The sequence below is a fragment of the Vibrio sp. MMH1-50 genome, assembly GCF_022347645.1.
Taxonomy (GTDB): Bacteria; Pseudomonadota; Gammaproteobacteria; order Enterobacterales; family Vibrionaceae; genus Vibrio; species Vibrio harveyi.
Window position 1 is genome coordinate 247,531 of record NZ_JAKRGG010000001.1, and the last position, 26,272, is coordinate 273,802.

Sequence of the window (26,272 nt, forward strand, 5' to 3'; positions counted from 1 at the left end):
TTTAAGAAAAGCCATCGTTGTTCGATGGCTTTTTGTTTAGAAAATAATAAACAGTGATATAATTGCTGCTTTCGTAATCAATGTGAGTAGTAGAACGCGTGAAAGTCAGGAAGTTAGTCAGCGCTTTGTTGGCGACGACGCTATTTTTTAGCGCGCTCATCTCAATTTACTACTATCAGAAATATCAAACGCTGTTAGCGGATAACGTCAAGAGCACCGCTAAAGAAGCTCTTCATCAACTCGCGTATTCCGAGCGAGAATATAACAACGTTCAAGATCAAATCTCTTCCATCAGTGATCTACTCGGTCATAGCCAAAGCCTTTACGATTATTTGCGTGATCCTAGCGACAAAAATCTCGCCATTTTACAAGAGGTGTGGAGCTCAGTCGCCGTTAACCAAAAATGGTATCGGCAGATACGTTTCCTAAACCTTGAAGGGCAAGAGAACGTACGGATTAATTACGACTTCAAAACGGGCATTGCTGCGCCAGCTCAGGTTTTGCAAGATAAGTCCGAGCGAGCTTATTTCCAATTCGCTCAGAATCTTAGCAATGACCAGATCGGCTCTTGGGGGATAGAGTTAGAACGAGAAAATAGTGAGCTCGTTTATCCGTACAGTCCATCGATTCGTATCATGATGCCTGTTGCGATGGATGGCACGCGCGAAGGCTATCTGGTACTGAACATCAACGTTCAATATTTGTCGTCACGTTTAAATTACTCACCTGTAAGAGATTTTAACATCGAGCTTATCAACCAAGCGGGCTACTACGTTGCGAGCTCTCATAATGACAAGCTGTATGGCGATATTATTCCTGCTCGCTCTCGATTCAACTTTGGTTTGCTTCACCCCAAAGTTTGGCAGAACATGGGGGCAGAAAAGATGGGTTACGAATACGATGGTAACCATCTGGTGATCTTTAATACGATTAACTTTGTGCCGGGGGAGTCTCTTCATTTAATTATCGATCTTTCGCAAGAACAGCTCTTAGAGCGAGCTGATCGAGACATTGATGACTTATTGCAAGAAGCTCTCTTTGTTTTAAGCTTGATGCTGGTTTTCGCGCTCCCGATAACAACTTTAGCACTGCACTATCGTCGCCATAGCATTGAGTCCAAGCTGGCTCGAGCGGCACTGGATGGCATGACCGCAGTGATGATTTCGGATACTTCACACCGAATTATGATGGTTAACCAAGAGTTCGAACACATGATGGGTTATTCGAATTCTCGCTTACGAGGCTGGAATGCCCACAATCTGATTTTTATCCCCGAAGACATTGAAAATATTCTGGCGATTTGGAATCAACTGGGTGTTGAGCAAGTATGGGAAGGTGAGGTGCGTTGTCGTACTAAACTTAATCATGTATTTACTGCCATTATGCGTATTCAAGCCATTATGGCAAAGTCTGGTAAGGTCAGTTATTACATCACTTCACTGGTGGATATTTCGGAGCGTAAAGAGCTAGAAGAAAAGCTGCGCAACTTAAGTGAGAAAGATGGTTTAACCAGCCTTTGGAACCGCCGTAAATTTGAAGAGCAGCTTGCACAATATACCAACTTGGTTGAACGCTATCCGAATACACCAACGACTTGTTTAGCCTTATTTGATATCGACCATTTCAAGCGTATTAACGATGAACTGGGGCATGATGAAGGCGACAAAGTCATTTGTACTGTGGCTGAAACTTTACTTCGTGGGGTGAGAAGCACCGACTTCGTGGCTCGAGTTGGCGGAGAGGAGTTCGCGGTGATCATGCCGCACACTACTACGCAAGAGGCGGAAGTGGTTTTGAATCGCTTGCGTGTTGCAGTAGAGCTAAGTAGTGACCGTTCAGTGACCGTAAGTGTGGGTTACAGCGATGTGACTGCGGATAGAACTCGCAGTTACAAATGTGCCGATATTGCCCTGTACGAGTCAAAAAGTGCAGGGCGGAACCGAGTGTCGATTTGTCACAGTTTTGATGACATTGCTTAGAGGCGATGAGAAAAAGCAGTAATTGGCTTCTCTAGCAAATAAAAAAATCGGGATAACCCCGATTTTTTGCTATCTATTGGGCGACGATATGATTAAGCCGTTTCTAGCTCTAGTACGGTTTCAATACGCTGCATTGAGCTCAATAAATGCTTATCAAGCAGTGTCATTGCTTCTTCGCTGTTCTTCGCAAGAACAAGCTTCATGATCATCTCATGTTCATCAATGTTGAACAGAGCATCTTGCTCAGAGTTCAATGTTTGCATCGCAAAGTAGCGGTAGCGTTTGATTTGGTTGATCAGATCACTGAAGAACTCAAACATGTTCTTTGAATCAGCACCTTCCAGCAAAGAGACGTGGAACTGATGGTGGCGCTCTTCCCACTCTTTCCAACAGAATGTTTCGTCAAAGTTCAGACGAGATAGCTTATGGTATGACGTTAGCACGTCCAATTCCCAGCTTTCATCACCCGCCAAGATTGCTTTCTTAAGCAGTACAGAAGAAACCACACGAAGGCTTTCGTATAGGTCGTTCAATTCTTTTTTGCACACAGGCGCAACCCAACAGCCTTTTTGTGGCTCAAGCTTTACATACTTGCTCCAAGACAGTTGCACAAGTGCTTCGCGGATAGGTGATGCACCAACGTTGTATTTCTCTTTCAGGTCAGCAACCACAAGCTTTTGACCTGGCTTTAATTCACCCGTCAGGATGTCCTGACAGATCATTTTCGAAACTTTGTCGGTAAGAGTAGGACTGGACACAAGCAACCTCATGAAATTTTATTATCGTGACGACAACTAAACAGTACGTAGTTCGGTTGTGATTGATAATACAGCGTACTGATTATGAGGGCAAGATTAAATATATAAAAAAAGAGGGCCGAAGCCCTCTTTTTTATTGAACTGATGATTGAATTCTTCAGTCTTATAGAACGTGTACAGAAGCTGTGTTCGTTGTGCCTGAAGCTACTAGAGCACCAGAAACCATAACAACGATATCGCCTTTGTTACCTAGACCTGATTCTAGAGCAAGTTCTTTACCTGCTACGTAGAACGCGTCAGTGCTTTGGATAGACTCAACAACTACTGGAGTAACACCTTTAGTTAGAACTAGCTGTGCAGCAGTCTTAGTGTTAGTCGTTAGTGCTAGGATGTTTGCAGTTGGGAAGTACTTACGTACTGAACGTGCAGACTTACCACCTTCAGTTGCAACAACGATAAGTGGAGCAGCTAGTTTTTCAGCTGTGTCTACCGCGCCTTTACATACTGCTTCAGTGATGCGAAGACGTGGGCTGTCTAGACGAGAACCTAGCTCAGCTTTTAGAGCTGAATCAGTACGGTTCGCGATTTGAGCCATGATAGTTACCGCTTCAACTGGGTACTTACCTTTAGCAGTTTCACCAGAAAGCATAACTGCGTCAGTACCGTCCATTACCGCGTTAGCAACGTCGCCAGCTTCCGCACGAGTAGGACGTGGGTTGTTGATCATAGAATCAAGCATTTGAGTTGCAGTGATAACCATCTTACGTGCACGGTTACACTTCTCGATCATCATCTTCTGAGCGAAGATTACTTCTTCAGCTGGGATTTCAACACCTAGGTCACCACGAGCAACCATGATGCCGTCAGAAAGCTCTAGGATCTCGTCGAAGTTATCAACACCTTCTTGGTTTTCGATCTTAGAGATGATGTGGATGTTCTCGCCGCCGTTTGCAGCAAGTACTTCACGGATTTCTTGAACGTCAGAAGCTTTACGGATGAAAGAAGCAGCTACGAAATCAACACCTTGCTCACAACCGAATTTAAGGTCGTTCTTATCTTTTTCAGATAGTGCAGGTAGGTTTACAGAAACGCCTGGAAGGTTAACACCTTTGTTTTCGCCTAGAGCACCGTTGTTAAGAACTTTACACTTAACTTCAGTTTCAGAAGTTGCAAGCACTTCCATTTCGATTAGACCGTCGTCTACTAGGATAGTGTTACCAACGTTTAGGTCGTTAGCAAAACCAGCGTAAGTTACTGCAACTTTGTCTTTGTTACCTACAACTGAGATGTCAGTTGTGAAAGTGAATTCTTGACCAGCTACTAGATCAACGTCGTTGCCGTCTTCTAGTTTGATAGTGCGGATTTCTGGACCTTTAGTGTCTAGAAGGATTGCAAGTTGTTTGCCTGTAGCTTCCATTACTTGGCGGAAGTTCGCGATACGAGTGCCGTGCTCTGCGTAGTCACCGTGAGAGAAGTTAAGACGCATAACGTTCATGCCAGCGTTTACTAGTTCAGTTAGCTTCTCTACAGATTCAGTTTTAGGGCCAATCGTACAAACGATTTTGGTCTTTTTCATGGAAGATACTCTCCGGTAAGTATAGTTACAATTTGAAAGTCGGTTGTTTACTCTGAAGTTAGGGCGTTTTGATGACATTTAGTGCCTGTCACCCACCGATTTTCCGCCGCATTATTGGAACTTCAGATTCTGTAAGTCTTTCACCAAGTTTAGTCATTTTATGACTAAAAGATCGGCGATTTTGGTTACCTTTTTGTGACTAATCCCACTTTATATGCAGAAAGTTGCAAAAAAATAACCTTCAATTCTGTAATTTTTTTTCTTTTCGGTGGCGAATTCTACCACCGAATGAATCCAATATCACTGTTTAAGAATTGTCTTAGGACAAGGTTTTATCGAGAAATATTAATTTTTTGGATCGAAATAAATGGACTTAAAAGTTTCGTTTTGACTATAATAAATTTCAAACCGAAACTTAAAATTAAAACATAAATGTCGAAACGAAACACTCAACTAAGAAGACACGCCATTTCTAACCTAGTAAATGAGCTTGGGGAAGTCAGCGTTGATGAACTGGCGCAGAAATTTGAAACCTCAGAAGTCACGATTAGAAAGGACTTAGCTTCTTTAGAGAAAAATGGACAACTTTTGCGCCGTTACGGTGGTGCGATTTCGATTCCAACCGAAGTTATTCATGAAGAATTGAGTCCAATTGTTTCGAGTCGAAAGTTAAGTCTAGCAAAAGCGGCGGCATCACTGATTCGTGATCATAACCGAATTGTGATCGACAGTGGCAGCACAACAGCGGCATTGATTCAGCAATTAAACGACAAACGTGGTTTGGTTGTAATGACCAACTCGTTGCATGTCGCAAATGCACTTAACGAATTAGAGAGCGAACCAACCCTGTTAATGACAGGTGGAACTTGGGATACGCACTCAGAATCCTTCCAAGGCAAAGTAGCCGAATCTGTACTAAGAGCTTACGACTTTGACCAGCTGTTTATCGGTGCTGATGGTATCGATTTAGAGCGCGGAACCACAACGTTCAATGAATTGGTTGGCTTAAGCAAAGTCATGGCAGAAGTCTCTCGTGAAGTCATTGTCATGATCGAGTCTGAAAAAGTCGGACGCAAAATTCCGAACTTAGAGTTGGCTTGGGACCAAATTGATGTATTGGTTACCGACGCAGAGTTACAGCCAGAACACAAAGCACAGATTGAACAACATGGCGTAAAAGTCATTTGCGCCTAATCTAACTAAGTAAACAGTTTCATATTTCACTTCCCTCTGGATAAAGGCCTTTGCTTGCTGCCTCTATTTGAAACCATGGCTAGGGAAGAACAAAACTACAAACGGAGATAAACACATGTGTGGAATCGTAGGTGCAGTAGCACAACGAGATGTTGCAGAAATTTTGGTTGAAGGTCTACGTCGCTTGGAATACCGCGGTTATGACTCAGCGGGCGTAGCGATCGTTGATGGCGAAACCAACCTAACGCGTATTCGTCGTCTAGGTAAGGTACAAGAGCTGGCAGACGCAGTTGATCAAGCAAAAGTGATCGGCGGTACTGGTATCGCACACACTCGTTGGGCAACACACGGTGAGCCTTCAGAAGTGAACGCACACCCACACATGTCTGGTGACATCGCAGTAGTACACAACGGCATCATCGAAAACCACGAAGAGCTACGTGAGCTACTTCAATCTCGCGGTTACGTATTTGAATCTCAAACGGATACTGAAGTTATCGCTCACATGGTTGAGTGGGAGCTTCGCACTTCAGAAACATTGCTTGAAGCAGTACAAAAAACAGCAAAACAACTTGAAGGTGCATACGGTACAGTGGCACTGGATCGTAAAGATCCTTCACGTATTGTTGTGGCGCGCTCAGGTAGCCCAATCGTTATTGGTTTTGGTGTGGGTGAAAACTTCCTCGCATCTGACCAACTTGCGCTACTTAACGTAACACGCCGTTTCATGTACCTAGAAGAAGGTGATGTTGCTGAGATCACTCGTCGTGACGTAACGGTATTTGATGCAACAGGTGAGCGTGTAGAACGCGAAATCACAGAATCAAACGCGGAACACGACGCAGGTGACAAAGGTCAATACCGTCACTTCATGCAGAAAGAGATCTACGAACAACCAACAGCGTTGATCAACACAATGGAAGGTCGTATCACGGCAGACTCTGTTGTCACTGAAGCAATCGGTGTTAACGCGGCAGAAATCCTAAGCAAAGTGGAACACGTACAAATCGTTGCATGTGGTACATCTTACAACGCTGGTATGACAGCACGTTACTGGTTTGAAGACATTGCGGGCGTGAGCTGTGATGTAGAAATCGCGTCTGAATTCCGTTACCGCAAATTTGTGACGCGTCCAAACAGCCTATTGATCACGCTTTCTCAATCTGGTGAAACCGCCGATACGCTAGCAGCACTTCGCCTAGCAAAAGAGAAGGGTTACATGGCGGCAATGACCATCTGTAACGTAGCGGGTTCTTCTTTGGTTCGTGAGTCTGACTTCGCATTCATGACACGTGCAGGCGTGGAAATCGGTGTGGCATCAACTAAAGCGTTCACGACTCAGCTTTCTGCGCTACTCATGCTAGTGACGGCACTTGGTAAGCAACAAAACCGCATTAGCAAAGAGAAAGAAAAAGAGATCGTAGAAGCGCTTCACGCTCTACCGAAACAAATCAATGCAGCGCTGTCTTTCGAAAAAGAAATTGAAGCACTAGCACCAGACTTTGCCGATAAACACCACACTCTATTCCTAGGTCGTGGTGAGTTCTACCCAATCGCGATGGAAGCGTCTCTAAAACTAAAAGAGATCTCTTACATTCACGCAGAAGCCTACGCGGCAGGTGAATTGAAACACGGTCCTTTAGCATTGATCGATGCAGATATGCCAGTTGTGGTTGTTGCACCAAGCAACGATCTTCTAGAGAAGCTGAAATCAAACGTTGAAGAAGTACGTGCTCGTGGTGGTCTGCTTTACGTATTTGCCGATGCTGACGCAGGCTTCGAAGGTGATGAGACAATGAAGATCATCACAATGCCACACGTTAGTGAAATCACGGCGGCGATCTACTACACCATTCCAATGCAGCTACTTTCTTACTACGTAGCGCTGATCAAAGGTACGGACGTAGATCAACCACGTAACCTAGCGAAAGCGGTAACCGTAGAATAATCAACACATGGTGTGATTAAGATTACACTTGTTTATGTTGCGCTATGTAAGTAGCGAGAACCTAAAGCGAAGTCACATGACTTCGCTTTTTTTATGCTTGTTGACATGGTTATGATGCGCAATACGTTGACATTCACTTGTTTACTTTCTGACACGTCGGACGGCGAGCATTACTATCGTAAGCCCAACGGATGTGGTTTCTATTGAACTGAAAAGGTCACTATGAAAATCAAACTCTTGGCAGTATGTATTGTTTCTTCGTTCTACCATCACTACGCCTTAGCAGATGAAGAACAAACGCAGCAACGCAAAAGCCAAACAGTATTTATTGATGAAAACGATGATTGGCTACAACTTAAATCTGGCGAGGTGATCAAAGGCGAGTTAACGGGGACAATCAAAGAAGAAACGAACTCGTTCGATCAAGAGATTGAATTTGATAGTGATGATCTTGGTGATCAAGAGATTGAACTGGAAGATATCGCGATATTAGAAACAGCGAGCTTTTTTACCATTCGAACCGCAAGCGGTGATGTTTTCGACGGTTACTTGTCGATTCGTGATGAGCAGCTGTACTTGACTAATGACGGTGAAGAGATGGCGTTTCCTATTACGGATGTTGTATCGATTTATCGCGGGGCAGAGAAAGATTCTGATCATTGGACGACCGAGATTTTCTTTGGTTTAGACATTAGCAAAGGCAACACCGATGAGTTTTCACTGCTCGGTGAAGTGGAAGCGGAAAGAAATACCGTTGGCTCGCGCACTAAGTTAAAAGCGAAGCACGAAAACTCCAAGACGAATGATAAAACGACGGCAAACAATAGTTCGTTTGATGGCTCCTACGATATCTATTTGAGCAATCGTCTGTTCTTTCGACCGCTCAAACTCTCTGTACTCAGTGATGAGTTTCAAAACATTGAATACCAGGTTAATGCTTCAATGCAGATGGGTTACTTTATCATTGCCAATTCACAAACAGAGTGGGATGTCTCTATTGGTCCCGGTTATCAGTACACCGATTTTAAGACGGTAGAAGAGGGGGAATCGGGTGACGCGACCAGTAACACGCTGGCGTTTGAATCTAACTTTGAGTATGAACTGACCGATGACATCGATTTAAGCCATACCTATAACCTGAATTGGGCAAGTAACGACGCGGGCGGCGCCCGTCATACCAATGAGCTAGGTTTCGATATCGATCTTGTTGATGATCTTGAACTTAGCATTAAAGCCGTTTGGGATCATGTCTCTGACACCAAAGCCGACTCGGAGGGGGTAGTACCAGAGAAAGACGACTACAAATTCCACTTTGGTTTAACTTACGAGATTTGATTATGCTCCTTGTGAGGCGAAGATGATTGTTGGATTTATGACAAAAATGTCATCTTTGGGATAGGTTGGTGTCAGGTGTCTTGTTGAATAATGAAGTCATTGAAAACAAACACACTGAAAAGGTCATCAACATGAAAGCAATGAAAACCGCTCTCCTTGTCGCAGCTATGGCAATCACTAGCGCATCCGCGTTTGCCAACCCTATCTTCACTAGCGGTAATTATGTGAGCAGAGAAGAGATGAAGACTCTCTCTGTGGAACCTACCGCAACGTCAGATGCCGCATACCAACAAGCTTTCGCTGAACTTAATGCTTTGAAAAGCATGTCGGCTCGTGAGCTTAATAAAGAGCTGAATATCTCTAACTTCAATATTGCATCTAAGAGCACTCATCTGAAAGACAGTGGGTTCATCACGGTTCAAGAACGCATGAACGCAGATGGGCAGCTGGAATATGTCGGTACAGTGAATGTCAAAGTGCACTATGCAGAGCGCGACAGTAATCGATAAAAGTGAAGCGTGAAAAGAGTATGATGTTGTTGCGTCGTACTCTTTTTTTGATGGCTGAGGTAGAGGATAGAAGTTGAAATTACTGATTGTAGAAGATGAATTGAAAGCCGGAGAATACTTGCAAAAAGGGTTGGTAGAATCGGGTTATGTTGTTGACTGGGTGCGCGATGGTGTAGACGGGCTGTATCATGCAACAAGTGAGTCTTATGATCTTATTCTTCTCGATATCATGTTACCAAAGCTCGACGGTTGGCAAGTGCTTAACACCCTGCGTAGCAGTGATATCCATACCCCGGTCATTATGCTTACGGCTAAAGAACAAATTGAGGATCGTGTTCGTGGTTTTGAATTAGGAGCCAATGATTACGTCGTCAAACCTTATGCCTTTGCCGAGCTTCTGGCGAGAATTCAAAATGTGTTTCGCCATCATACTTCCTCGCGAGTTTTAACTTCTTCGCAGACGCTGCAAATAGCCGACCTAAAGCTGGACATGATGAAGCGAGTTGCGACGCGGAACGGGCAAACCATCACTTTAACTGCCAAAGAATACGCGCTACTTGAGCTTTTGATGCGAAAAGAGGGACAAGTCCTATCACGAACGACCATTGCTTCACTGGTGTGGGATATGAACTTTGATAGCGACACCAATGTTATCGATGTTGCCGTTAAGCGATTGCGCCAAAAGGTCGACAAGCCGTTTGAGGTAGCTTTGATCCACACCGTTAGAGGGATGGGCTACAAGTTGGAAGCTCTTGATGCGTAAGTTACCAGCCAACCTCTCTATGCAAAACAAGCTCGTTTTGATGTTTGTTGGCACGACATTGGTGGTATATCTCGCTTTAGCATTCATTCTGTATTACACCATCGAACGTCATTTCTTCACCCAAGATTACAACGACACAGTGACCAAATATAACTCGATAGAAAAGACGATGCTGGTCTCACCGGAGTCGGCTTATCTACTTATCGACAATAGCTCTGTCTATATGTGGGCATTTAAAGAGGAAGCACTGACTTACAAAAACTCGACGCTCTCTATCCCTAAGGATTTGTCGTTGACGCTGAGCTCTCCACAGATCTTAAATCAAAACAATGCGATAGAGTGGCGTGAAAACTCGTTAGATATTCGAGCGTTCGCTTTTAAAACCAAAGATGTCACTGTTGTTATTGGCGTGAGCATCAACCATCATCGATTATTCTTAAATAAGCTTGGTTGGATCTTATTTTGGTCTTTAGGCTTCGCATTTATTGCATCGACGCTATTTAGCCGAGTGATCGTTAATCGCGGTTTAAAGCCCATTTTGACCTTAAATAAGCACATTCAACACATCACACCAGAACAGTTGGATATCCGCATTGCCCCAGAAACCTTACCAGTAGAGCTACGTGAACTTGCTACTAAGCACAATGCCATGCTGGATCGGTTACAAACTGGTTTTCATCGTTTGAGTGAGTTTTCTTCTGATATTGCTCATGAGCTCAAAACGCCTTTGACCAATATTACGACCCAAAACCAAGTGATATTAGGCGCGTGCCGTACATCGGAGGAATACCAAGAAGCGATTGCTTCTACGCTTGAAGAGTTAAACCGAATTACCAAGACCATCAATGATTTGCTGTATATCGCAAAAGCGGAGAATAAGCTTATCCATCGACACAATGAGCACTTCGCTGTTCATGAACAGCTTGCTCACTTAATCGAGTACTTTGGCATACTGGCGGAAGATTCTGCTTTGAGCATCATCACTTCGGGGCAAGCGATGTTGTACATGGATCGAAATATGTTTGAGAGAGCGGTAGGGAATTTGCTCTCTAATGCCATTCGCCATGCTTATGATGAAACAACGATTCGTGTTGATGTCGAGCAGAGTGATGAGTTTGTCACCATTACCGTTCACAACGTCGGTGAGACGATACCTAAGCAAAATCTACCGTATCTATTTGATCGCTTTTATCGAGTCGACAAGTCACGCCAACATTCTGGCAGCGTTGGAGCTGGGCTAGGGTTGTCGATCACACAGTCGATCGTTCACGCTTATGATGGCAAGATCACCGTGACTTCAGAAGAACACCAAACCCAGTTCTGTTTAATATTGCCCGCAGCTAAAGCGTATCCAGAAGCGGAATCACTTCCTCAAGAGATGCTTTAATTATCACTTTATCTTTAAATTCCTGCAGTGGTGGCAGTAAATCTGGAATCATCACGGCGTGGCATTCAGCAGCGAGAGCAGCTTTAATGCCATTGTTCGAATCTTCCAATACAAGACTCTCTTTTGCATCGATGCCGAGGTGGTGATAAGCCATTTGATAGCAGTCGGGGTTGGGCTTACCACGTTCTACATCTTCAGCGGTAATCACTAAATCGAACTGGGTAAGGTACTCAGTATTATTGAAGTTATGTTTTACTTCTGGGAGATGAGAAGAGGTCACAATAGCAGTGAGCAAACCACGTTGTTTAATGGCTCGTAACAACGAATCGAAACCAGGTTTGAGCGCAATACCTTGGTCTCTGAGGTGATGGAAATGCTCATCTCGCACAGCCTTGTAGCGCGGCATATCGATGGCTTGTTGAAAATGCTCGGCGAGTATTCTTTCACATTCAGGGTCTTGGACGCCGATGAATTGTTGATAGAAATCATCAGTGATGGCTAAGCCTTGCTCGGTGGCGGCGTACTGCCAACTCTGTTTGTAGATAGACTCGGTGTCGAAAATCAGTCCATCCATATCAAAAAGTACAGCTTTTAACATTGGTAGAGCTCCTACGTAGGGTGTAGAGCGGCTGACATTGATTATGTTGTTATACCCAAGCAACCTCGAATCCTTTTGAAGGTAACTTGGGTATAAATAGCGTTAGAATGGGCTCTCTTTGCCGAGTTCATTGCAGATTTCGACAATAGCAAGCGAGAGCCCTGACTTAATGATTTGTTGTTGACGTTGCAGTTGAAGCTGATAGAACTCAAGGTCGATATCGTCATCTGGTTCGCTGACTTCGAGTTGTACCATACCCATCTTCTTCACCAAGTGCAGTTTTTTGATTGGCTCTAGAATATTGGGGTCTGTGAACTCGTAATCAGAAGCGTCACTATTGAGTTGGTTTTTGAGTTTGATGATGTCTTCGATGTCGTGATAAATGTCATCGGGAAGCACACCTAAGCCAAACAATAACTTCAAACGAACAGATAGATCGCCCAGCGGTCCTGAGTCTTGTAGCAGCGGACCGACCACAGATTGGACAGCGAAGTTATCTTTACGAAAAATTCTTTGCACTAGCCCATCGATCGAATCGTTAAATACGTCGACGGTTGCAATAAAAAAGCCTCGTACCGAAGGTGCGCTGTTTAATCGCTCAATGATCTCGGTTTCGTTGATGTTATCTGCCATATACTGAATACATTTCTAATTATTAGTATCCCCATCTCTTTAAGTGGATAAGGATATAGAAGGGGAGCCAAGCTCCCCTAGGTAAATCAAAGTTGGTTGTAAAGTGTCTCGATTTGAGCCACTTCAGCACTGTCTTCTGCAAGACCTGTGTATGTCGCTAGCGTCTTCTTCACACCCACTTCTTTTAATGAGGTTTGCAGTTCTACTGCTTGTGGGTCGGTGTCGTTAGTGTACTTCAACGCAGCAGCAATGCCTTTCAAAAGAGTTTTATTTTCAGTGCCATACTCAATTGTACCGAGTAAAGGCTTCACTAATCTATCGTTCGCCCCCAATTTACGAATTGGTTGGCGACCAACACGATCAACTTCATCAACTAAATAAGGGTTGGCAAAGCGACCTAGGATCTTTTCGATGTAAGCGTTGTGCATGTCGCGGTCAAAACCGTAGCGTTTGATCAGTACTTCTCCGCTTTCTTGCATTGCTTGTTTTACTTCTGCGTGAATGCTTGGGTCTTCAATTGCTTCGCGAATAGTGCGATGTCCTTTCAAGCAACCTAAGTAAGCGGTAATGCAATGACCCGTATTTAGGGTGAACAGCTTACGCTCGACAAACGCCATTAGATTATTGGTTCTTTCCATGCCAGCGATATCAGGGATTTCACCTTTGAATTGCTGTTCATCCACAATCCATTCACTAAAACTCTCTACCGTGACTTCTAGTGGGTCATCGTTCGCGGCTTCTGCTGGTGGTACGATGCGGTCCACTGCGGAGTCGACGAAGCCAACTAGCTCGTCTGCTTTCGCGTGTAATGATTCATCCAAATGTTTGTACACTTCACCTTTTAGGTGAGTCGTGCCACGAACCATGTTTTCGCACGCGATGATGTTCAACGGTTTTTCGTTGCCTGCCGCAAAGCGCTTTGCAATGCCGGTCGCGATGGTTTTTGCAATGATGTCCAGTACGTTGGGACCTACGGCAGTTGTTACCAAGTCAGTTTTTATAATGCGATCGATGACATCTTCGCTGGCGGAGTTAACAGCGGTGACGTGGGTTACGGTGTCAATCTGGCATTCCGTACCGACCACTTTTACTTTGTATTCTTGTTTGTGGCTAAGTTGATCAACCAGTGGAGCATCAACGTCTGCAAATGTGACCTCGACTTCTGCATCTGCCAATAGTTTTCCGATGAAGCCACGACCAATGTTACCTGCGCCAAAATGAACTGCGTTTTTCATAATTCTTACCTACCAATGTCTGAAATGTTGACTAAAACGAATCTAGGGTGAGGCCAACCGCATAGGGGGTGACAGCTGACCTCGGTTTGCTCAGGAGCAAATTAAAAGGAGTGATTAAGCCGCTTGCTGACCACCAAGGATGTTCAGAATCTCTTCTACATCGTTGGTGCTAGTTAGCTTCTCAATTGCCTCCGGCTCATCGAGCGCGTTTGTAATGGTGGTAATCACCTGGATGTGCTCATCGTTCTTAGCTGCAATGCCGATAACCAGTTTTGCTACATCATCGTCGTCTTCAGTAAATTGGATACCCGCAGGGTATTGGCAGATTACAATGCCTGTTTTCTTCACGCGGTCTTTCGCTTCTACGGTACCGTGAGGTACTGCGATAGATTCGCCTAGGTAAGTTGGAACCAACGCTTCACGTTCAAACATCGCGTCTACGTATTCTGGTTCTGCGTAGCCAAGTTCAACCAATTTGTTGCCTGCAAAGCGAATGGCTTCTTCTTTGTTGGCTGCTTTCAAACCTAGGTGAATGTTCTCACGTTGAATTTGGAATACAGATGGTTGCTGTGGCTCAAAGCTGTCGTCGTTCGCCGCCATTACCGACACTTTTACCATTTGGTCGTCATTGGCTGCGGATTGGTTTTGTGCTGCTAGTAGTTTGGTGACTAGCTGGTTGTACATTTCGCTGTCTAGGAAGTTCGTCAATGAAATGTGGTGTGCGTTCGGAGCATGCTTACGTGCACGATCCGTTAAGTCTTTATGAGTAATCACGATATCTGCACTCTCTGGTAAGTTGTTAATAGCAAGGTTGGTTACATGGATGTTCAGACCGGCGTCTTGAACCTTTTTGCGCAGCATGCTTGCACCCATTGCGCTTGAACCCATGCCCGCATCGCAAGCGACAATGATGCTTTGTACTGTCGCTAGGTCTACGTCACCTTTGCTTTGGCTGTTTACCACCGCATCGTTTTTAGATGCAGATTTCATGTCTTTCATTTGTGATGTTGCTTTCTCTAGTGCAGCTTCATCACCGTCTTCTTCTGTTGACGTTTGCGTCTTCATCAGTAGTGCCGCTACTGCGAATGACACACCTGTTGCTGCTGCGATAGATGCGAGTACACCTACGATTGAACCTTTCTGAGTCATCAACAAGATAGCGAAGATTGAACCTGGTGATGCTGGAGAAACGATACCTGCGTTAAACATTGTTAGAACGAATACGCCAGTCATACCACCTGCAATGGCTGCTAGGATTAGGCGAGGGTTCATTAGAATGTATGGGAAGTAAATTTCGTGGATACCGCCGAAGAAGTGGATGATTGATGCACCACCGGCAGTTTGACGAGCCGTTCCTTTACCAAACACCATGTAAGCCAGCAAGATACCTAGACCAGGACCTGGGTTCGCTTCGATTAGGAAGAAGATAGATTGACCTGTCTCAGACGCTTGTTGGATACCTAGTGGAGAGAAGATACCGTGGTTGATCGCGTTGTTTAGGAACAGGATCTTCGCAGGTTCAACGAAGATTGAAGTCAGTGGTAACAGGTGAGCAGATACTAGGAAGTTAACGCCAGCTGCTAAGCCACCAGATAGAATTTTTACGAATGGACCGATAAAGATAAAAGCAAGAATCGCACATAGCATGCCGATGATGCCTGCAGAGAAGTTGTTAACCAACATCTCAAAGCCACTTTTTACTTTACCGTCGATGTAGTTATCGAATTTTTTGATCGCCCAGCCACCCATCGGACCGACCATCATTGCACCCATAAACATTGGGATGTCTGTACCGACAATCACACCCATTGTTGTGATTGCGCCGACTACCGCACCGCGATCGCCACCGACTAATTTACCACCGGTATAACCGATAAGCAGTGGTAGCAAGTAGGTAATCATAGGACCAACCATAGAGGCTAACGTTTCGTTAGGTAGCCATCCAGTTGGGATGAATAGAGCAGTGATAAAGCCCCACGCGATAAACGCGCCGATGTTTGGCATTACCATGTTTGACAGAAAACGACCAAAATTTTGTATCTTGATCTTGGCATCTGGTGATATCATAACAATTCCCCGTTCGATGTTCTGATGAATATTGTTGTAGTAAACGGTTCGCCAAAACCGCTTGTTTGATTGCTTAGTACCCAATCAATTTACCACACATTTTCCAATTGGAACTGACAACGGGTTTTTCGTGATCTACGCCCGCATTTCCTAGGCTGAGAAACGGTTTTTAAGTGACTTGGATCGACTTATTGACCTGTAAATAAATAACAAAAAGCCACTTTTAAATCTGTCAATAAAAATACTAGTGATCAATTCGATCTTCTGACAAATTAAAATCCAAAATACTTTGTGATTTAGATCACTTTTGATTTCTTTTGAAATCCGAATTAAATACCGCAAGTGATCAATATCACACTTTGTGTTGTATTGCTTGGTCTTGTAAGTGTGATCTATATCTGGTTTGGTAATTTGTGAAAGTTTTTGACGTAATTAGCGTGACCAATGTCATCGCTAAGGTTTTGATAAATTGCGTTGATGAATGTCTTTTCGAACCACTTCACGCAGTGATATGTCATTAGTGATAGAAAGATTAGAAGTGCATTGCTCTAGGGCTTCATTCTATCCATGACAACGCACTTTTCATGGATATTTCAATACTCAGCGGTGTTGACCTAAGTAACGGTGAGCCTGCTCGCCCCCCATGTACCGTGCTAATGTTTTTTCTTGGACATTACGCAAGTCAACCATGATCAATCCATCCAAAGCGTTGTTGAATGCTGGGTCTACATTGAAGCAAACCAGCTTGCCGTTGAGACTTAAATACTGACGTAGCAACACTGGCACGCCTTTCCCTTCGTCAATTCTGGCAATCACTCGAGACAGCAGTTGTAAATCGCCTAATGCCGTAAGCATGCTGGTATTCCAACCACGATGGTTCTCTGGCAGAGGGTTAGATGGCGTGACGTATTCTGCACAGTCTTTGTCATAGTGGTGCAGTGTCATTGATTGAGCCAACAACTGGCGTGCTGTGTCGCTGTAGTCATTGCTGATACTGACTGGACCAAATAGGTGTGTGTAATCTGGGTTTTGATGTACGAAGGTCGCAATGCCTTTCCACAGTAGCAATAATGCACTCATGCTCTTTTGATATTGCTGAGCGATCACCGAACGCCCCATCTCGATCGATTTTCCCATCTGATCTAAAAAGCACTGGTCATAGTTAAACAGCGTACGTGAATACAGACCTTCTACACCACGCTTCTCAATCAGTTGATCAACCAGACCTAAGCGATAAGTGCCGACCAAGCATTGGTTTTCTCTGTCCCACACAAATAGGTGCAGATAGTCATGATCGAAGTGATCAATATCTATCGCTAATCCAGTGCCTTCACCAACTTGACGAAAATTGAATTCACGTAGACGACCAATTTCATGCAGTAGAGAAGGAATGCTCTTCGCCTCAGCACAATAGACATCGAACTCTCCACTTTCGAGTAGCTTTGTTTCTTCTGGTAGGTTGTTCAGTTCTTCAAGCAATTCGCCTATGGGTAACCCTGCCGCAATTGGAGAGAGCATTTCCGAAGAGGACGAGGGCTTGATTGGTTGGGTGTCACGATTAAGTAAATAAGTATTGAGGCGCAAATAGTTAACGACCTGATCATCGTTAAGTGTGTTGAGCTCTTTAAATTTTATGGCTTGCCCAAACGAAAGCTTGATGGTTTGTGCGTGTTTGTTCAATAGCTCTCGACCAAGCATTAGGGTGCGCAAAAGTGGGTGGATTTTCCCCGCCATGTAAAAGCGTTTGGAATTTTGACCACTGATAAAGACTGGAACCGTAGTCGCTTTGTTTTTGCGGATAAGGCTACTGACACTGCGGCTCCACTCTTTGTCTTCTATACGTTGTGGTTTCGCATCGACTAATTGCGATACTTCACCGGCAGGAAAGACGAGTAATAAGCCACCATTAGCCAGATGCTTGTTGGCTGCTCTAAGCGCTTTCATGTTGGATTTGACAGCGTCTTTGCCTTCAAATACATCGACGCCAATGAAGAGCTGATCCAGCTCAGGAACGGTCTTAAGGTATTGATTGGCTAAAATTTGAATATCCCCCCTGACCATCAATAGCAGCTCCGCCAAGATCACGCCTTCCACACACCCTAGAGGGTGGTTCGCCACAATGACGGTTGCACCTTGCTTAGGAACAGAGTCGAGTGAACCATGAGTGATACGATAATCGATGCCCAAGATATCTAGGGTAAAGCGGAGAAAGGTTTTGGTGTCGGCATTGATAGGTCGTCGGGCGTAGAACTTATCAAGTTGGTTTAAACCCGTTGCCCATTCAGTAACATTTTCACCAATGCCAAATGGCGTTTTACGAGGGAGACGAAAGGGGGTCGAACTATCCATATTTACCTCAGCGTACAAGTTGCTGATTGGATGGTAGAAATTACAGATGACAGTTCAGAGGCAAAAGCATGAGCCTTTGATGACAAAGCCGTGAAGCTTTATTGAACAAAGGCTATTCACCCAGATTTATGAGGGGAGTTTGTTTATGATTTATCACCGGCAAACATCAGGACGCTCATGGCGTTAAGCGTTTTACTGATTGACTCTATAGAGCTTAATACCTGTTTGGTTGGTTCATTTTCCAATAGTAGACGACCATCAAACCCCTTGGTTCCACAAGGCTCTTCTTCGCAAGCCAATGTTCGCTCTTCATGCGTATTTTCTTCGGTGATTTGCTTATCAATTGTTGGGTCTTCAGAGGTCATATTGTTGGCACTAAAACAAGAAGTTGAGATGAAGACACCACTAATAAGAAGCATTAACTTTGTTTTCAACATGATGATAAACTCAATAATAAAACACTGTTCGATTTTATGTTATTGTCTTCATCATTTCGAGTGATATGACAGAAATTTAGCTTTTGGTCGCTATTCTTTTGCCATTCGTAGGCTATCTTATCTGCATAACAAATTGATTGGTTTAACGAAATCAGGAGGATGAATGGAGAACGTTTCCAACAAAGCGTCAATATGGTTAGGGCTGTGTCTAATTATTGGTTTGGGAGTGTTGGGTTTCTTTATCCAGCAGACAGCGGTGAAATATAAAGCGTATGAACGTGTGGTTACGGTGAAAGGCTTGTCTGAGCGAGAGTACCCAGCGGATACAGTAATTTGGCCTATTCAATTTACTGTGGCGAGTAATGATATGACCGCAATGTTTGATGACATTGATCAGCAGACTAAGCTGGTCATCGATTTTCTTGTGGCAAAAGGACTGAATGAATCAAACTTCTCTCTGTCATCACCAGCTGTCATTGACCGTAAAGCTCAGCAATATGGTAGTGAGCAAGATATCGAATATCGCTACCTCGCAAACCGAACTGTGACGGTTTACAGTCAGAATATTGATTTGGTGAGAGCAGCAATCAATGAAATTGGCGAGCTAGGCAAACAGGGCGTTTTATTAAACCAAGATCCTTACTCGAATCGTGTGGAGTACAGCTTTACTAAGCTTAACGAGATTAAGCCTGATATGATTGAGGAAGCGACGAAGAATGCACGAGAAGTAGCAGAAAAATTTGCTAAAGACTCACAGAGCTCGCTCGGTAAAATTAAGCGAGCGACACAAGGTCAGTTCTCAATTTATGACCGAGATAGCAATACGCCTTACATCAAGAAGGTACGCGTTGTTTCAACTGTTCAGTATTACCTATCGGACTAAGCAAGATTATCTCAAGTTTCAACCCAATCTCACAAGCCAGTCATTTGACTGGCTTTTTTATGTTCAATCGATTGCATTATAAGTGCTGTAGGTTTTCTCGCTTATGCAAGTGATCTTTTATAAAACTAAGTTCTTATTTGTTTGGCAATGAAGTTGATAAAAGTCAATTCACAGAAGGAGTTAGAGGCGTAATTTTGACCGCACTTATTAGCTAGAAGGAATTACTAGAATGGCCTTTAAACATTACCTCAGAGAGTTGTTAGGCTTAACCATTGTTGTCTCTGTGGTATTCGGAGTATTGAGTATCTTACTGGACTTCTGTGCTCTTGTAGCGCTGTGCGAACATCAAGAGAATATTGCCCATATTTTTTTCCATGAATCGTTCTACTTTATCGCATTCCTGATCCCGCCTTATTTCTTATGGAAAGTGATTAACCGTCCCGGCTTAGTTTCAGCAACAGAAGAATATCAGGTCAGCAAGCTTGAGTTAGAGCGCCCTTAGCTGGAAATAAACCTAAACGTAAGTGCTTGGCTTGCGATGAGGATATTGGACGGAATCTCTATCTTCCAGATACAACAAAGGCCCGTAGATTTCTCTACGAGCCTTTCGGAATATGGTGGCCCCTCCCAGACTTGAACTGGGGACCAATCGATTATGAGTCGTAAAATATCTCGTTTCATAGAATCTCGAATTATCTCACAACTTACCAAAGTTATTGAATTTTAAGCGCTTAACAGGCTTGCCTTATTGCATGTTATCTCACAAACTGTCATTAAGCGACTTCCTAACTACACCCACAACTACACCCAATTTAGTGCTGGGTGTAGTTGCGCAACAAAGGATCTGCCATGGCAATTACGCAAAAAGAGATTGTGGGGCTCAAGCCGAAAAGTAGTGCTTACTATGTTTGGGATGATGACAGAACAAAAGGCTCTGGGCGCCTCGGAGTAAAGGTTTTCACCAGTGGCAATAAAGGTTTTGTCTTCCGTTACTACCGTCAGAGCAAGCGTCTCTTTATTCAGTTAGGTCGATTTCCGGCGTTGAGCCTTGTTGATGCACGGAAAGAGGCACACAAACTGGGCTTAATGCTTAAGCAGGGACTCGATCCTAAATTTGAAATAGCCAACGCAGAGAAAAAGCGTGAAGCCGCCCGACGTGAAGAAGAGCGTAAGGGGAGCATAGAGCTATTGTTTCAAAGTTACGTGAACCAGATGAAAAAAGAGGGGAAAAGAACTTATCAAAATGTTTACCGCTCGCTGGAGAAGGAGGTTTATCCATTTATTTCTAGAGAAACGAAAGCTTGCGATGTAACTACTGCTGACATTGTTACGATTCTCGCTCACATGATACAACGTGGTGCCGCAACACAGAGCAATCGGGTCAGGAGCTACCTTCATGCCGCATTTAACTACGGTCTTTCACATGATAATGACCCAGCGAATTACTTGAGAGACGCTAAGTTTGGTCTCGCCTTTAATCCAGTGTCTTCTATACCAAAACAAAAAGACGCAGAACGAGTAGGAGAGCGTTACCTAACTTTCACAGAACTACACCAGTTTATGCAAGACATTGAGTTTGACATTGAAGGGGTTCGAGCCTCAGAAATGATGCGATGCCTTATTCTTCTTTGTATTCATACTGGAGGGCAGAGGCCTTATGAGATTGCAGCATCAAAATGGACGGCAATCAACTGGGATGAACGAACCTTGCTTATCACACCAGACCTTTCGAAAAATAAGCGTAGCCACTTGGTGCCTTTAACTAACACAGCTATATCGATCTTAAAGAGATTAAGAGAAAGAGACTCAACCAGTCATTTTATCTTCCCTCATTATAAAGACGAAAATGACCACGTTCGCTTAGATTCATTGAGCCAAACCATTGCTCGTTATAGAGATGATCACCCTCACTTTGAGCATTTTATCCCTAGAGATTTACGCCGCACATGTAAAACCCTGATGGGAGAGCTTGGCATAAGTAAAGCATTGAGGGATAGGCTACAAAACCATGCGCTCAATGATGTGAGCTCAAAACACTATGATAGATATGAGTACCTAAGTGAGAAACGTCATGCTTTGGAACTGTGGGAAAGCAAACTATTAAGAGTCGACTACGTTTCACCTAACGTAGTGGAGTTTCGATGACTTATCTTTTCTAAAGAATTTCAAGTCGAGCTTATGATTGTTTGACGATTACGTAAGCTTTATTCAGTTTTATGCTTTGGCGGAAAAAGTAACTTAACAATTATGAGCTTAAATTGATTTTCTAAGAACTAAACAACCGCACTCGTTGGTGCGGTTGTTTAGTTATTGTATTGGGGAAGTAAACACCTAACTTTGTGGTCCATTGGTGCTGAATACACCTTTAAACCAAAGTATCATCCTCGCGATGATACCTTTCTTTTTTCGAAGTTGCTCCGCTTTGATTGCGAGAATGACGTCTCTAGAGGCTTCCATTAACAACTTAACTTTGAAATCATCTATGTTGTTAATACTAAAACCTTCCGCATCTCCGGCTTTATCATGAAAGCTCTCGATTATGTTACTCAGTTTATCTCCCAAGGAGGGACTAACTGCTTCTATCACTATTATTGAGTCTTGCAGTTGATTGAGTTTTACTCGTGCATATTTTACGTAATAGAGTGTTAGGTTGTGTTCGTTTTCAATGTATTTCTGCACAGACTCGTCAATAAAGAGCATAAATGGTGTTATGAACTTAGGTATCAGTATCTGTCTCATCCAAAACTCATCATGAACTGAGTTTTTATGGTTACGTGCGTTTGTAAGAAAAGTTAGATATAGAGTTAGGGCTGAGAGTACCGCTGAAACAACTATAGCTATTATGGCGATGAGGTCAGAAGATTTTAATTCGTTATCTGACTTTTTCTCTTTTGATGTAGTGTCTTTAGGACTACTTACGTCTTCTCTTTCTGTTTTCTCTTCAACAACACACCGGATATCAGTTAGATCATACTCAACAACACATAGGTCATTTGGTATGAAATCATAATATTCAACCGTAGCTATACTGTCGTCCGCATATACCTTAAAGGTAATAAATAACGTGGACAGTATAACTAGTAAGAAGCCTGAGCAGCGATTATAACTAGACTTCAAATGAGCTTAGTCCTCTTCTAATCGCTCTAGTACACTCTTCTGCGCTGTCTGGGTTTAGTCCAGACATGTCAATTCTAGTAAGGAGCTCGTTCGTATCTTCTAGGCTTGCTAATAAATGTAAAAGTTCAGCACCAACTAGACCAAGAAAATAAGAGCTAGTTACTAATTGTTCGTGTTTTGCTTTGAATACGAAATACTCAGCATTTCTTACGCCAAAGTGCTCTCGTGCTCGGTAACCGTTCTTTCGACCAGTAAAAAGACTAGCATTGTCAAACTTACTGAAATCTATAGTCAATTCATTGCTTTTAGTCATTTTTATCTTCAATACCTTGTAGTGGCGTCGTACTACCTTGCAAAGGAATCCTAATGTTAATCATCAAACCAGGAAAATATACGCCTTTCATTGAGTATACAAAGCTAGAATCTGGTGGCAACTCTAAACTAGATTCTTTGTTGAAAGCAATCGTAACACTTTCTTCGCCTTTGGAGTTTACCTCTGTGTGAGAATGGTAGGTACCATCGAATTTTACAACGGTAGAACCTGATATCAAGTTCATCTGTGCTGCAGAGTTCTCAACTCCACGAACTCGCAACTCTACATAAGAGCGATGTATATCCTCAAAAGTTTCAATTAAATTAACGGTTCCTTGACCTCGCGTAGGATCTGAATCTTTCTTTGATGAGGTATTTCCCTGTAATGCCGAAACTGTTAATAAATTACATTTAGACTCTTTGCCCAAGTGCTTATCAACATACTTCATAGCTAATTTTTTTGCTTTACTCTCTTTAGGTAGCTCTTCAAACGTCTCAGCGATAGTATCCCCCAAGTTAAGGACCATAAGCTCAAAGAATCTACCTCGTTTCGAGCTCGTGTTCAAAAAGCTTCTAACAAACCATACTGGAGCGGTTCTATTACAGTGATCATTTGCGTTATCTAATATCTCTCCGATACAGTAACGTAATTTGGTTGCTGCTTGCTCTTTCAGGGTTAGGAGTTGCTCATTGAGGCATTTTTCTAGGTGGGCAACACATCCATTTGCTGTATTAGTTTTCTTGTCGTCGGAAGAAACGCTAGCTGCCTCATTTAGTCTATTATCGACCTTATAGACATGTACGCTGCCATTGGTAACTTCAAATTTCATTGATTTATTACCGGGGCTGATAGCTTCTGACAGGATGCCAATATGTCTTGTTAACTCACAAGCTCGTCTATCCTTTGGTAATTTACCTTCATAGTCTATCGGGCTATCAATTTCAGCACGATAATCTTGATACTCTAGTGCTAGTCGGCCTAACAAGAACTCACTAGCAAGGCTAGTTTTAGTCACTTTGGACTGACTGAAGAAGACTTTTTTAATTTTTTTGTCAGATAAAGATACCTGAAGTTTCCCTAGCGATTTCAATACTGATTCAGGATCAGAAAAAATATCAAAAACGCTTGGGGCTTTGAATTTATAAAAAGATTGATTGTTGTCTTTTGCTTTTAGTTGAGTATTCTTGTAAATTCTCGACAGATCTCTAAGTATTGGATTATTATCGGTTTTTATAAAGCTGGCATCTTCCATTGCCTTTTTTCTTAATTTCTTTTTGTGTTCCTTTCTCTTTATTCTAACTTTTAAAGATTTGCTGTTACGTAGATGTTTTTTCAGTTTTTTGATGCGAACACAATCTGCCGGAAATAGCCTTTTTTTCAATGCCTAGCCCTCCAAAAATGGACGTTGATTTTATCACTATCATTCATTTTCAAGCAATTAGGTTTCTATTACTGCAATTAGGACTGTGTTAGTGAAACTGTATGTCCTGTTAAGAAAATTAGGTGTTTTAGTTATAGCTAATGGTTCTAAAAACAATGCATGTAGTTATGGCTTTCTCTTAATTTCGATACATTACGTTTTGATGCTAATTTGCTGGTTATGGGGCTTGTATAAATAAACAATCGACCTCCTAAAAGCATCACCTCCTTTTTTTTCAAAGATACTAACTCCTGTCACTTGATGAGATAAGGAGAAAGTTGATGACACATAATCGAATCATGTCCTTAAAAGAGGTTTCAGAAGCCTTAGGACGAACTCCCAAAACTATTTGGCGATGGTGGGCAAAAGAGAAAACATTTCCGAAACCTATTCTTATCAATGGACGCTGCCTTGGGTGGCGAGAGTCTGAGCTAGATAACTGGATGGAGAGTCAAGGGGGTAAAAGTGACAACAACAAGTGCTAAAAGTCAGCCGAGCGAGCCTCAACTCGATTTTCCAGACAAGAAAAAAGAAGGGGTTAAGAAGCTTATTCTCAATACGGATGACAACCTAAGGGTACTGTTAGATCACAAAGGATATGTCCCTTACTTAAATGCGATGAACACTGAGATAGAAGTGCTCCATAACGGTAAGGTGATGGAATACGAGGTGCTAATAAGTAAGTTAATAAGTGACTGTGCAAGATTCGATGTACCAAAAGCTGCAATTGGTGATCATCTACATGTCTTGGCAAAGGAGCGTTCATATCACCCTATTGTTTTGCATCTGTCTGACTCTAAATGGGATGGCGTCGAACGAGTGAAAAAAGTTATTGGGTGCATCCGTTCTAACAGGCCTGAAGTTACGGAGTTAATTATGCGGAGGTGGCTTGTTGGTTGTATTGCGGCGCTGTACGAGCCTCGGTTTAGCAGTAAGTTAGTTCCAGTGCTTCAGAGTAAGCAGTCTTTTAGAAAAACCGCGTTCTTATCAAGAATAGGTGACATCGTACAAGGGGCATTTCTTGGAGGTCGGGCATTAGATCCCCGCTGTAAAGATAGCGTGTTACCTATTATTAAGTCATGGATTGTTGAACTTGGTGAACTGGAGTCCTCAACAAAGCACAGTCAAGGTCAGCTGAAAGCCTTTATATCCCAAGAGGCAGACACAATCAGGTTGCCCTATGCGCGTACCGACCTCAAAAAACCGAGGCAAACGCTTTTGATAGCGACGGTAAACGGCCAAGACTTCTTAAAGGACAGAACGGGTAATACTCGGTTTGGTGTGATTGAACTAAATGAACCCATTGATATGACTACTGTGAATCGGATTCTCGGGTGGCAATACAACGGAACTGGCAGCCTTCGCCAAGAAGAGCCCGAGTCATTGCGGCAGTTTTGGTTGGAGGTCAAGCACATGTATGAAGCTGGTGAGCCGTGGGTACTGTCAATGGACGAGCAGGCTCTGGTTGATACGGTATCTGATAAATATTTGGACAAAGGGCGTTGGTATAAAATGCTTCAGGAGCGAATATCAATGGGCTCTGATGATAATCGAAGCCAGACTGAATGGCTTGCGCCAGGCCAAATTAGCCAGATCTTAGGCATACCATGTAACTATGTTGCTCATGTTGGCAGAGCTCTACAGCGATTAGCTGATGAGGGGAAAATTGAAACTCGTTACAAAGATGGTTACAGACTGTATTTGTTTCCAAGCAGCTATCGTCCACATTTCTGAGGTTGTATGTTCATAACTTTGCTTCACTTACCTCACT

General features: G+C 43.2%; 22 protein-coding genes. 12 read left to right on the top strand and 10 right to left on the bottom strand.

The window, feature by feature from the left end:
• The first annotated feature begins 98 nt into the window (after positions 1-98).
• Positions 99-1,979: a sensor domain-containing diguanylate cyclase gene (locus MHO32_RS01205; protein WP_239210528.1), complete on the top strand. Its 1,881-nt coding sequence runs from the start codon at positions 99-101 to the stop codon at positions 1,977-1,979.
• 92 nt (positions 1,980-2,071) lie between these two features.
• Here MHO32_RS01205 and MHO32_RS01210 read toward each other — a convergent pair whose 3' ends face one another.
• Both MHO32_RS01210 and pykF read right to left on the bottom strand, forming a co-directional pair.
• Entirely contained in the window at positions 2,072-2,749 is a 678-nt protein-coding gene (locus tag MHO32_RS01210) for a GntR family transcriptional regulator (RefSeq protein WP_017190055.1), read from the bottom strand.
• Positions 2,750-2,900: 151 nt separating this feature from the next.
• Complete coding sequence (pykF, locus tag MHO32_RS01215) at positions 2,901-4,313, bottom strand: pyruvate kinase PykF (protein WP_005450451.1); 1,413 nt, start codon at positions 4,311-4,313, stop codon at positions 2,901-2,903.
• Between the two features lie 432 nt (positions 4,314-4,745).
• Between pykF and MHO32_RS01220 the strand changes: the two genes are divergently transcribed.
• From MHO32_RS01220 to MHO32_RS01245, 6 genes are all read left to right on the top strand, one after another.
• Positions 4,746-5,507: a DeoR/GlpR family DNA-binding transcription regulator gene (locus tag MHO32_RS01220; protein WP_005450450.1), complete on the top strand. Its 762-nt coding sequence runs from the start codon at positions 4,746-4,748 to the stop codon at positions 5,505-5,507.
• A gap of 115 nt (positions 5,508-5,622) precedes the next feature.
• Positions 5,623-7,455: a glutamine--fructose-6-phosphate transaminase (isomerizing) gene (gene glmS, locus MHO32_RS01225; RefSeq protein WP_005450449.1), complete on the top strand. Its 1,833-nt coding sequence runs from the start codon at positions 5,623-5,625 to the stop codon at positions 7,453-7,455.
• Between the two features lie 222 nt (positions 7,456-7,677).
• Positions 7,678-8,790, top strand: a complete 1,113-nt coding sequence (locus MHO32_RS01230; protein WP_005450448.1) for a DUF481 domain-containing protein — start codon at positions 7,678-7,680, stop codon at positions 8,788-8,790.
• A gap of 131 nt (positions 8,791-8,921) precedes the next feature.
• The gene (locus tag MHO32_RS01235) at positions 8,922-9,299 is read left to right on the top strand and encodes a DUF3316 domain-containing protein (RefSeq protein ID WP_009698839.1); all 378 of its coding nucleotides are present in this window, start codon (positions 8,922-8,924) and stop codon (positions 9,297-9,299) included.
• Positions 9,300-9,372: 73 nt separating this feature from the next.
• Positions 9,373-10,062, top strand: coding sequence for a heavy metal response regulator transcription factor (locus MHO32_RS01240; protein WP_239210529.1), 690 nt, complete (start codon positions 9,373-9,375; stop codon positions 10,060-10,062).
• Entirely contained in the window at positions 10,055-11,449 is a 1,395-nt protein-coding gene (locus tag MHO32_RS01245; protein WP_009698837.1) for a heavy metal sensor histidine kinase, read from the top strand. Before MHO32_RS01240 ends, MHO32_RS01245 begins: the two co-directional genes overlap by 8 nt.
• On the opposite strand, the gene MHO32_RS01250 is transcribed toward MHO32_RS01245, so the two are convergent.
• The 6 genes from MHO32_RS01250 to MHO32_RS01275 all read right to left on the bottom strand — a co-directional run bounded on the left by MHO32_RS01250 (position 11,403) and on the right by MHO32_RS01275 (position 18,768).
• Positions 11,403-12,047, bottom strand: coding sequence for an HAD family hydrolase (locus tag MHO32_RS01250; RefSeq protein ID WP_017190058.1), 645 nt, complete (start codon positions 12,045-12,047; stop codon positions 11,403-11,405). The genes MHO32_RS01245 and MHO32_RS01250 overlap by 47 nt on opposite strands.
• A 102-nt stretch (positions 12,048-12,149) precedes the next feature.
• The gene (locus tag MHO32_RS01255; protein WP_005450437.1) at positions 12,150-12,680 is read right to left on the bottom strand and encodes an MltR family transcriptional regulator; all 531 of its coding nucleotides are present in this window, start codon (positions 12,678-12,680) and stop codon (positions 12,150-12,152) included.
• Positions 12,681-12,766: 86 nt separating this feature from the next.
• Positions 12,767-13,915, bottom strand: coding sequence for a mannitol-1-phosphate 5-dehydrogenase (locus tag MHO32_RS01260; protein ID WP_239210530.1), 1,149 nt, complete (start codon positions 13,913-13,915; stop codon positions 12,767-12,769).
• A 114-nt stretch (positions 13,916-14,029) separates the two neighbouring features.
• Complete coding sequence (locus tag MHO32_RS01265) at positions 14,030-15,982, bottom strand: PTS mannitol transporter subunit IICBA (protein ID WP_017190060.1); 1,953 nt, start codon at positions 15,980-15,982, stop codon at positions 14,030-14,032.
• Between the two features lie 600 nt (positions 15,983-16,582).
• Positions 16,583-18,331, bottom strand: a complete 1,749-nt coding sequence (locus tag MHO32_RS01270; RefSeq protein ID WP_239210531.1) for a lysophospholipid acyltransferase family protein — start codon at positions 18,329-18,331, stop codon at positions 16,583-16,585.
• 143 nt (positions 18,332-18,474) lie between these two features.
• On the bottom strand, positions 18,475-18,768 hold the full coding sequence (locus MHO32_RS01275) for a hypothetical protein (RefSeq protein WP_049534632.1): 294 nt from the start codon (positions 18,766-18,768) through the stop codon (positions 18,475-18,477).
• A 163-nt stretch (positions 18,769-18,931) separates the two neighbouring features.
• On the opposite strand from MHO32_RS01275, the gene MHO32_RS01280 reads away from it, so the two are divergent.
• The 3 genes from MHO32_RS01280 (at position 18,932) to MHO32_RS01290 (ending at position 21,796) form a co-directional block, all read left to right on the top strand.
• Positions 18,932-19,651, top strand: coding sequence for an SIMPL domain-containing protein (locus tag MHO32_RS01280; protein ID WP_005450432.1), 720 nt, complete (start codon positions 18,932-18,934; stop codon positions 19,649-19,651).
• 229 nt (positions 19,652-19,880) lie between these two features.
• Entirely contained in the window at positions 19,881-20,153 is a 273-nt protein-coding gene (locus MHO32_RS01285) for a hypothetical protein (RefSeq protein WP_009698831.1), read from the top strand.
• A gap of 347 nt (positions 20,154-20,500) precedes the next feature.
• Entirely contained in the window at positions 20,501-21,796 is a 1,296-nt protein-coding gene (locus MHO32_RS01290) for a tyrosine-type recombinase/integrase (RefSeq protein WP_239210532.1), read from the top strand.
• Between the two features lie 186 nt (positions 21,797-21,982).
• On the opposite strand, the gene MHO32_RS01295 is transcribed toward MHO32_RS01290, so the two are convergent.
• Together MHO32_RS01295 and MHO32_RS01300 are read right to left on the bottom strand one after the other, a co-directional pair.
• Positions 21,983-22,768: a hypothetical protein gene (locus MHO32_RS01295; RefSeq protein ID WP_193236704.1), complete on the bottom strand. Its 786-nt coding sequence runs from the start codon at positions 22,766-22,768 to the stop codon at positions 21,983-21,985.
• A 305-nt stretch (positions 22,769-23,073) separates the two neighbouring features.
• Positions 23,074-24,462 carry a hypothetical protein gene (locus MHO32_RS01300; RefSeq protein ID WP_193236702.1) on the bottom strand — a complete coding sequence of 463 codons (1,389 nt, stop codon included), beginning with the start codon at positions 24,460-24,462 and terminating at the stop codon, positions 23,074-23,076.
• Between the two features lie 338 nt (positions 24,463-24,800).
• Between MHO32_RS01300 and MHO32_RS01305 the strand changes: the two genes are divergently transcribed.
• Together MHO32_RS01305 and MHO32_RS01310 are read left to right on the top strand one after the other, a co-directional pair.
• Positions 24,801-24,986: a helix-turn-helix transcriptional regulator gene (locus tag MHO32_RS01305; RefSeq protein ID WP_239210568.1), complete on the top strand. Its 186-nt coding sequence runs from the start codon at positions 24,801-24,803 to the stop codon at positions 24,984-24,986.
• Positions 24,967-26,235, top strand: a complete 1,269-nt coding sequence (locus MHO32_RS01310) for a virulence-associated E family protein (protein WP_239210533.1) — start codon at positions 24,967-24,969, stop codon at positions 26,233-26,235. The genes MHO32_RS01305 and MHO32_RS01310 overlap by 20 nt, the downstream gene beginning before the upstream one ends.
• The last annotated feature ends 37 nt before the right edge of the window (positions 26,236-26,272 follow it).

What these genes read in the sequence shown, in the direction of transcription:
- MHO32_RS01210 (WP_017190055.1), bottom strand. Translation starts at nt 2,749, where the DNA reads ATGAGGTTGCTTGTGTCCAGTCCTACTCTTACCGACAAAGTTTCGAAA.
- pykF (WP_005450451.1), bottom strand. Translation starts at nt 4,313, where the DNA reads ATGAAAAAGACCAAAATCGTTTGTACGATTGGCCCTAAAACTGAATCT.
- MHO32_RS01220 (WP_005450450.1), top strand. Translation starts at nt 4,746, where the DNA reads ATGTCGAAACGAAACACTCAACTAAGAAGACACGCCATTTCTAACCTA.
- glmS (WP_005450449.1), top strand. Translation starts at nt 5,623, where the DNA reads ATGTGTGGAATCGTAGGTGCAGTAGCACAACGAGATGTTGCAGAAATT.
- MHO32_RS01230 (WP_005450448.1), top strand. Translation starts at nt 7,678, where the DNA reads ATGAAAATCAAACTCTTGGCAGTATGTATTGTTTCTTCGTTCTACCAT.
- MHO32_RS01235 (WP_009698839.1), top strand. Translation starts at nt 8,922, where the DNA reads ATGAAAGCAATGAAAACCGCTCTCCTTGTCGCAGCTATGGCAATCACT.
- MHO32_RS01245 (WP_009698837.1), top strand. Translation starts at nt 10,055, where the DNA reads ATGCGTAAGTTACCAGCCAACCTCTCTATGCAAAACAAGCTCGTTTTG.
- MHO32_RS01250 (WP_017190058.1), bottom strand. Translation starts at nt 12,047, where the DNA reads ATGTTAAAAGCTGTACTTTTTGATATGGATGGACTGATTTTCGACACC.
- MHO32_RS01255 (WP_005450437.1), bottom strand. Translation starts at nt 12,680, where the DNA reads ATGGCAGATAACATCAACGAAACCGAGATCATTGAGCGATTAAACAGC.
- MHO32_RS01260 (WP_239210530.1), bottom strand. Translation starts at nt 13,915, where the DNA reads ATGAAAAACGCAGTTCATTTTGGCGCAGGTAACATTGGTCGTGGCTTC.
- MHO32_RS01265 (WP_017190060.1), bottom strand. Translation starts at nt 15,982, where the DNA reads ATGATATCACCAGATGCCAAGATCAAGATACAAAATTTTGGTCGTTTT.
- MHO32_RS01270 (WP_239210531.1), bottom strand. Translation starts at nt 18,331, where the DNA reads ATGGATAGTTCGACCCCCTTTCGTCTCCCTCGTAAAACGCCATTTGGC.
- MHO32_RS01275 (WP_049534632.1), bottom strand. Translation starts at nt 18,768, where the DNA reads ATGTTGAAAACAAAGTTAATGCTTCTTATTAGTGGTGTCTTCATCTCA.
- MHO32_RS01280 (WP_005450432.1), top strand. Translation starts at nt 18,932, where the DNA reads ATGGAGAACGTTTCCAACAAAGCGTCAATATGGTTAGGGCTGTGTCTA.
- MHO32_RS01285 (WP_009698831.1), top strand. Translation starts at nt 19,881, where the DNA reads ATGGCCTTTAAACATTACCTCAGAGAGTTGTTAGGCTTAACCATTGTT.
- MHO32_RS01290 (WP_239210532.1), top strand. Translation starts at nt 20,501, where the DNA reads ATGGCAATTACGCAAAAAGAGATTGTGGGGCTCAAGCCGAAAAGTAGT.
- MHO32_RS01305 (WP_239210568.1), top strand. Translation starts at nt 24,801, where the DNA reads ATGTCCTTAAAAGAGGTTTCAGAAGCCTTAGGACGAACTCCCAAAACT.